7 protein-coding genes and 3 pseudogenes are annotated in these 7,393 nt (G+C 39.1%); 2 read left to right on the top strand and 8 right to left on the bottom strand.

The genetic code is table 11. The features are described 5' to 3' along the window. Positions 1-102: 102 nt before the first annotated feature. From D5281_RS23460 to D5281_RS23425, 8 genes and pseudogenes are all read right to left on the bottom strand, one after another. The gene (locus tag D5281_RS23460; protein ID WP_160562327.1) at positions 103-597 is read right to left on the bottom strand and encodes a GNAT family N-acetyltransferase; all 495 of its coding nucleotides are present in this window, start codon (positions 595-597) and stop codon (positions 103-105) included. Between the two features lie 44 nt (positions 598-641). Next, positions 642-959 (bottom strand): hypothetical protein, encoded by a 318-nt coding sequence (locus D5281_RS23455; RefSeq protein ID WP_160562326.1) that lies wholly within the window; start codon positions 957-959, stop codon positions 642-644. A gap of 74 nt (positions 960-1,033) precedes the next feature. Further along, the gene (locus D5281_RS23450; protein WP_330585292.1) at positions 1,034-1,183 is read right to left on the bottom strand and encodes a PC4/YdbC family ssDNA-binding protein; all 150 of its coding nucleotides are present in this window, start codon (positions 1,181-1,183) and stop codon (positions 1,034-1,036) included. A gap of 145 nt (positions 1,184-1,328) precedes the next feature. Continuing rightward, positions 1,329-1,643: a hypothetical protein gene (locus tag D5281_RS23445; protein ID WP_277935590.1), complete on the bottom strand. Its 315-nt coding sequence runs from the start codon at positions 1,641-1,643 to the stop codon at positions 1,329-1,331. A gap of 19 nt (positions 1,644-1,662) precedes the next feature. Continuing rightward, positions 1,663-3,013: pseudogene (locus tag D5281_RS23440) on the bottom strand (plasmid recombination protein). 284 nt (positions 3,014-3,297) lie between these two features. Beyond that, positions 3,298-4,227, bottom strand: a pseudogene (locus tag D5281_RS23435) (AAA family ATPase). Between the two features lie 148 nt (positions 4,228-4,375). Next, positions 4,376-5,448, bottom strand: a pseudogene (locus tag D5281_RS23430) (site-specific integrase). A 14-nt stretch (positions 5,449-5,462) separates the two neighbouring features. Then, positions 5,463-5,660: a helix-turn-helix domain-containing protein gene (locus tag D5281_RS23425; RefSeq protein ID WP_160562325.1), complete on the bottom strand. Its 198-nt coding sequence runs from the start codon at positions 5,658-5,660 to the stop codon at positions 5,463-5,465. A gap of 164 nt (positions 5,661-5,824) precedes the next feature. Between D5281_RS23425 and D5281_RS23420 the strand changes: the two genes are divergently transcribed. Both D5281_RS23420 and D5281_RS23415 read left to right on the top strand, forming a co-directional pair. Further along, on the top strand, positions 5,825-6,334 hold the full coding sequence (locus D5281_RS23420) for a helix-turn-helix domain-containing protein (RefSeq protein ID WP_160562324.1): 510 nt from the start codon (positions 5,825-5,827) through the stop codon (positions 6,332-6,334). Between the two features lie 52 nt (positions 6,335-6,386). After that, positions 6,387-7,025 carry a type II toxin-antitoxin system PemK/MazF family toxin gene (locus tag D5281_RS23415; RefSeq protein WP_160562323.1) on the top strand — a complete coding sequence of 213 codons (639 nt, stop codon included), beginning with the start codon at positions 6,387-6,389 and terminating at the stop codon, positions 7,023-7,025. The last annotated feature ends 368 nt before the right edge of the window (positions 7,026-7,393 follow it).

Raw genomic sequence — 7,393 nt, 5'->3', positions numbered from 1 at the left:
AGAAAGAACATTCGACAACAATAAATTCATAAAATAGACAGCAAAATTTTACATATCGAACTCTTATCAGAGAAGCTTAAATCCCCATAGACACAAGATTTTTTACAGCCTCCCTTTCATATGCGTTGAAACCAAAAAATTTTTAAGTTTTTTCTCCATGACTTCATAAACCAGCTTTACTTCATTTTCTAACTCATAAATACCATGCCCAACAGTTTTATAACCTCTATGCTCGTATAAAAACACTCCTGGAAGTGAAGCGTCTAAAACAGCCACATCATATTTTTTTGAAATTTCAGTTTCTAGGCAATCCATAATATACGATCCGAAGCCTTGCTTCTGATAAGCAGGTAGCACATATACTCCCGTAATATGATTATCATCAAAGCAGCCCGTTCCGACAACCACACTGTTCTCAACTAATACACCCATATTCCCAGACGCTATACCACCTAAAATATGTTCTTTACTATGATGTTGGCAAAAGAAATCCACTACCTCTTTGGGATAATACTTTGCATATACCGTTTTAATTGTTGTATGTAAAACATTATAAATTGCACTCCCCATGTCGGAAGTCGCCGTTACATATTCCATACCTTCCTCCAAAAATACAAATTCTCCCCTTACCAATGGAAATATTATTTAGTAAAATTTATATCTTCTCTCCAAAATCCTTGCATTTCAAAATCTACACAATCAAAATATTCTATTTTCTCCCAATCTCTTTTTAAAATAATTCCGTCAACTTGCTCAGCCACATATAATTCATCTAAAGATAGAAAATTATATTCTCCGCTCCCATTTTTATAGCCACATCCTTGAAAAGAGCAATGGTCATCATAAATAATAATCATATACTCCATATGGTTCATATATAGCGTCAATTCTGCTTCCCACCCATTTTCTATGCTCTTTTGCAGTAGAACTTTTATTGTTTGAAAATCATATGTAACCATTTGCCCTCTTAATCCTTTTAGTTTTCGTTGCTACTCATATCATTAAAATATATCTATTTCGCTTAATAGTTCTTTTAATACAAACATTTCTTCGGCGTAATCATAATCCCCTTACCATATTTTGTATGATCCTGATTCCATGTTCTTATATCATAAACAGGCTCTCTATTATTCCACGAAATAAAATTTAATTCTTTTACCCAACCATTATTTGACTTAGACAAATTGCCTATATGCCTATAAACAACATAGTTTTTCAAATATAAACAACCTCCTATGTGGCTTCAGATTATAGCTTTGATTATACCATGTTCATGCTCCATTTACCACAAAAACATAGAGCACAGCAACTGCCACGCCCCACATTTCTTATCGTTCCAACGATTTCTCAATCTGTTGTTTCTGCCCTTTCAAATCATTCTGTTTTTCATAAAGGCTATTACGCTCTTTGCAGAGTTCTTTCATGCGTTCTAACTGCGCCCTCACTCCCTCCCGGCAATCCGGCTCTATCTTCTTATATTCCCCAGTCAAATTACGGATTGTATTATTGTTTTCCTTTATCTGCTCCGACAAGCATACCCAATCTATCAGATTTTGTACTTCCTTGTCCGTTTCATAAAGGTCTGTTTCTGCCACAATTTTAGCAAACAGCCGCACCATGACTTTCTTCTCCATATCCGTCATATCCAATCAATCCCCTTTCCTATCGGCTCATTTCAAAGGCACGTTTCGGGTGTTTATTTGCCCTCTCCGCCTGTTCTAACGCCTTTGACCGTTCTACTATCAACTGTACCTGTTTCCTTGCCTAAATGACGCTCCAAACGCCCAAAATCAGATACTTTTTCCTGCAATCGGTCTATGGTGCCGCTCTGCTCCATGACCTTATCTGTCAAGTGGCTAATCTGTATTTGTTGCGCATCCACTTTTGCGGTCAGCCTCCTGCCCTGCTCCGTAAGCTGTACGCATTTGATAGCCAGATTTTTTATCACCTCTTTCAATTTCTCCACAAGCGGAAGTGCCTTTTTATCCCGATAATTCTTTGCGCTCATCAATGCCCCCGGCTCTGCCAACTGCCATTTCACATCTTCATCATAGGCGTGTATATTGCGCTCCATGACTTCCTTTGACTGCACCATTTTGTTAAGTTCCTGCAGTAACTTTTTCTGCTGTTTCTCCAACTTTTCATTTTCAGACAGCAGCTTTTCTTTATCCTCTGTCAGTGTTTCCGTCTGCTCTTTCAAAAGAAGATATGTAGCGGAAAGTTCTGATATTTCCTGCCGGATTGCTTCGCCCTCTTTCCGTATCTGCTCCGTTTCCTGTCCTGCCGCTATCTGCTGATGAAGAATATCGGATAGTTCCTCTCTACTGCCGGAAATTGTCTGCTCCAGTTCCGCAACTTCTTTCTGCCGCTCCTGCTTTTCAAAATCAAGTACCGACAAATGCTTATTGTGTGTGCCTAACTGTTTCCACTGTACGCCATACCGCCCCATAACTTTTGAAAGTTCCTGCTTCTCCGCTTCAATCCATTCATTCCATTCCGTCATTCCTCTTGTGCCGCCTTTGAAGCCCTGTTCCGCTAATGCACCTTTGAGGGAAACTCTCGTATCAAGTCCACGCTTGCTGTTACGGATAAAGGGAACAAAATCAATGTGGATATGCGGCGTCTGCTCGTCCATATGCAAGTGGCTTGAAAACACATAAAGGTTCGGATTTCTTTTCTGAAACTTCTCCATAAAGTCACATAAAATCTCTTTCGCCAACTGCCCCTCATTGCTCTGTACATTCATATCGTCCTTGTTGCCGATCTGAAAAATGACCTCATAAAATAATTTTTCTTGCTTTCCCCAACGTATCTTCTCATAGTAATCGTCAATCTTTCGGTCACTCCGTTTCTGCTTTGCGTTGTAGCGTTCCATTGCTTCATCAAAAAGAGTATGGTAGACCTCTTTTATATCCGAGTGACAAAATTCCACGTTATCCCGGCTTCGTTCCTTATCTACATTTTTAGCTGTAAAGGCTCTCGTATTGTGATTGACTGAACCTTTTCCCATCATGCCGCTAATCGTTCTTTCCAATAGGCATATCCTCCACGCTCTATATACTAATTTTACTGCGCCGACAGGCGCAAGGCTTTGTTACTTTCCCGAAAGTAATATAAAAGCACTTTTGACAGGCAAGCCTATCAAAAATGCAACCTGCAAGCAGGTTTTGCGCCCTGCCGGGGGCTTTCCGTCCTGCGGACGGTGCGGCTTTTCGCCGCCATGTTACCTCCACACTTCTAATCAAGGTGGCAAGATTACCCTATCTTTAGAAAAGGCAATCTTGCTATCTTCTTTTGCTACAAAGTCCAGTACCATTGATTTCCTACTTTCACGCTGTCAATGTTCATTTCTTTTTTGGCGTTCCACAGCGTTTTTTTCTTGATACCTCTCTCCTTTGCCGCTTCTGTAATTTCATTGCAGGATAACTGCCCCTCTGCCAAAATCTCCGCAAGAAATGATTTAGCGTCCTTTGTTTTCTGTCCTCTGCTTTCGCCGGAAAGTAATTCTTCAACCGTAATGTCATAAACACCCTCCCAAATAAAACCGTTATCCTTATCCATGCGAAAGGCTATTGAAGTTCCCTCCGGCGCAAGACTGCTCTTATCATGCGCTATCACACGCAGGGTTGTATCGTCTTTTATCCTGCAGACTACCAACACACTCCGGGCGGTAGCTTGAAAATCTATTGACCCCAATCCCCGGTAAGTAGATTTACTTCCGCTTGCCTTATTCATGTGACCAATAAGGATAATCGCACACCCATATTCTTCCGCAATGTTCCCCAACTGCTTCAGCACTGGTCTGATTTCGTTTGCCCGGTGCATATCCACATCTGCGCCCAAATAGGCTTGTATCGGGTCTAACACAACCATTTTCGCCCCGGTTTCCTTGATTGCCCGGACAAGCCTTTCATCTGTCATGCTTAAACAATCAATACTTTCATCAATTACCAACACCCGGTTACAGTCTGCTCCTGCTTCTACCAATCGGGGTTTTATGGTATCTTCCAAACTGTCCTCTGCGTTCTAATAAATTACGTTGACTGGCTCTCTGCGTTCTGCTGTTTCCTCACAGGGAAGTGCTTCGCCTTTTGTGAGAAGTGCCGCAAGGTACAAAATAAAAGTGGTCTTTCCCTCTCCCGGATCGCCTTGCACAATCGTCAGCTTTCCAAAAGGAATGTAGGGATACCACAGCCAGTTTACTTCTCTTGCTTCTACATCTTCCATGTTGATTAAACGATAATTTTTCTCTCTTTTTTCTTCCTTTTGCGCCCTCCGTTGAAATAATTCGATTGAGTTTCAGCAGAGCCTTTGTTATACTATATTTGCGAGATATAAATACAACAGGCTCTGCCTTTGTAGTAAAATGTCCTTGTCAATCGACAGGGGCATTTTCATTTCTTGCGGCGTTTAGCATATCTGCCACTTTCTTTTGCTGATTAGGATATAAATACCCGTAAGTATTCAGCGTGATTTTAATATCCCTATGCCCTAACCGTTCCTTTATAATCAAAGGCTGTACGCCTTGATTGATAAGATACGCTACATGGCTATGACGTAAATCATGTACCCTAATCTGCTTTACGCCCAATTTCACGCACTCACGTTTCAACTTATGCTGTACCACTTCCGCTACAATCGGGAACAGTCTTTCATTATCCGGCAGACCATAACAGCGGTTCACATGCATTTCAATCTCTTTTGTTAAAAACTGCGGAATATCAATCACTCTAACCGACTGTTCCATTTTCGGCGTTGTGATAATATCCCTGCGCTCTGTTCTGTAATAAGTCTTAGTAATGCTGATTTGATTGTTCTCAAAATCGACATCTTCTTTTGTTAAAGCAAGGATTTCTCCCTCTCTGCACCCCGTCCAAAAAAGGATTTCAAATATCACATAATATTTGCTTTCCCGGTCAATGCCGCTGATGAAGCAATCGTATTCGTCTTTCGTCCAAAAGTTCAGCTTGTCAGCGTCAGACTTTCCCGTTTTCTTAACCTTTTTACATGGGTTATTGTTGAGATTGTAAATATTACTTGCATGAGTAAACAATGCTGTAATCTGATTTTGCACCATGCGTAAATAAGTCTGCGAATATCCTTTTGCTCTGATAGCGTTCTGCCACTGGATAATGTCAGAAGGGCTTATTTCGTTCATTTGCTTATTCTCAAAATACGGTAATACATGGGCTTCTATCATGTACCGCTTTTTTTTATCGTGCGTTACTTTAGTTCTCCTGCCTTATCCCGGAAATACACATCAACAAATGCACCTAACATCATATCCATATTGGCAGATGTACTTTTCAGAAATTCTCTTTCCCATTCCAACGCTTCTTTTTTCGTGGCAAAACCACGCTTCTTTTTGTGCTTCTTCTCCCCTTTCCAGTTTTCGTAATAGCATTGAGCAGTCCATTTCCCGGTTTTTTCATCTCTTGAAGCAGACATTCCTTATCCCCCTTTCATGCGGTTTGGTTCGGCTGATTGTAACCATAAAACTTTGTTTCCCAAAATGCCTTTGGCACTTTCCCGGCTATCACAAGATAACCAGCTTTTTTCAATTCTCCATTAAGTTCCCTTATCAGTTTGTAAGCATGACCTTTAGATACTCCTAATTCCTTTGCTACATCTTCCGCTGTCATCATGTGGTTTTCTTTCAATAAATTTCCCTCTCTTTCATTTCTTGTATTATTACAAGTTTTCTTGTAATTTAAATATATTACATTATTTCTAGTTTGTCAATATGGATTATTAGATTTCTTGTAATATATACATTGATTTTTGTATCTACATATGTTACATTATTCTAAAAGGAGGTTGTGAAATGAGATTAGGCGAATATTTTGAGATTGGAAAGCGAATGAAACAAGCCCGAACTAACGCAGGAATTAACCAACGTGATATGTCTTCAAGACTTTCTTTGACCAATTCCTCATATTCTAATTATGAAAATGGATATAGCGAACCGCCAGTCGAAACAATATTAAAATTTTGTGATACACTTGGAATTACTTTAAATGATTTGTTGGAAATAAAGATTACTTCAAATAAATCTGCTACTGTAAATACTTTTGCTGATTTTTTTTCTATTCTGATAGATTTAGACCGTAGGGGATTGCAAATAAAAGGAAACACTACCTATTCACAAGAAGATAATCAACTAACTGCTCATTTGACATTAGATATACCCAATGCACAGATTGCAACCTTTATTCCCGACTGGAACAAAATAAATCAAGCATTAATTTCCGGTAAAATGGATAAAGAAGAATATGATATGTGGCTAGAAGATACTTTGAAATTATTTAATGTGCCGATTGACGAATACATCTGATTGATATACACTCAATCCAATTACTTTTTGCAAAAAAATAAAGGAGATTTGCATGAATATTGACCTTACGAAAACCCAACAATATCTTGAATGGCTCAAAAACAAGCTATACCTAAACGCTATTGCGACCTCTGCTAAAAATCGTATCGTATATAGAGGACAAGTATACCGTTGCAACTTAGGCGTTGGCATTGGTAGTGAGGAATGCAAAGAGCGACCTTGTGTGGTTCTCCAATATAATTCAGCTAACAGAACATCACCTAATACACTGGTTGCACCTATAACACATACCACCTCTACGCTTCCCATTGTTGTACCGATTGCAGAGAAAAAAGATTCCTCCGGCAAACTCATACTTGATGGAAATGTTCTTCTCGGAAATATTACCTGTGTAAGCAAGGCAAGACTTAGCGATTATATTACCGACCTTTCCGCTGATGAAATGAAAGCTGTTGATAAAGCCATTTCTTTATCGCTTGGTATAAACCACCATTATCAGACATTGCAAAATATGTATGACGACAAACTACAATATATTGAAAAGCTGAAAAGCAATCGTACCTTGCAACAAGCTGATTTGGATTCAAAACAACAACAGCTTGATAAATTCCAAGAATTGCTTGATACCTATCATTTTTCAGATATTCAAAATTTAGCAGATTTTTTAGAAAAATCTCAAAAAGAAATGTAGACAAATTTAGATTTTCATGCTAGTATAAAAGTACAAGAAAGGTGTTCACGAGTGGAACGTCAATATAGTATTTCAAACAAGGGAACTACGAGCGAGTTCCCTTTATTTTATCTATACATAATTTTTCTTCTTCAACATAAAATACTATTACAATTCTTCTTTGGACGTGTGCCAAAGGATTTATTGTAATTAAGCAAAGGGAGTCACGAGCGGACTCCCTATTTTTAATTTATTTTAAGTAAGCGTCAAATAAGATAGTGGATAGAAAAATAACCACTACCCCTCTATACTGAAAGGGCAGTGGTCATCGGCACCGTTCCTGTACCATGGGATCCCATGGCAGATAGTCATCCAGATATTCCGGATTC

It is taken from the genome of Parablautia muri (assembly GCF_009917485.1).
GTDB lineage: Bacteria > Bacillota > Clostridia > Lachnospirales > Lachnospiraceae > Suilimivivens > Suilimivivens muri.
The sequence above is the reverse complement of the archived record's forward strand: the minus strand, read 5'-3'. Positions and strand labels throughout refer to the sequence as shown.

What these genes read in the sequence shown, in the direction of transcription:
- D5281_RS23460 (WP_160562327.1), bottom strand. Translation starts at nt 597, where the DNA reads ATGGAATATGTAACGGCGACTTCCGACATGGGGAGTGCAATTTATAAT.
- D5281_RS23455 (WP_160562326.1), bottom strand. Translation starts at nt 959, where the DNA reads ATGGTTACATATGATTTTCAAACAATAAAAGTTCTACTGCAAAAGAGC.
- D5281_RS23445 (WP_277935590.1), bottom strand. Translation starts at nt 1,643, where the DNA reads ATGACGGATATGGAGAAGAAAGTCATGGTGCGGCTGTTTGCTAAAATT.
- D5281_RS23420 (WP_160562324.1), top strand. Translation starts at nt 5,825, where the DNA reads ATGAGATTAGGCGAATATTTTGAGATTGGAAAGCGAATGAAACAAGCC.
- D5281_RS23415 (WP_160562323.1), top strand. Translation starts at nt 6,387, where the DNA reads ATGAATATTGACCTTACGAAAACCCAACAATATCTTGAATGGCTCAAA.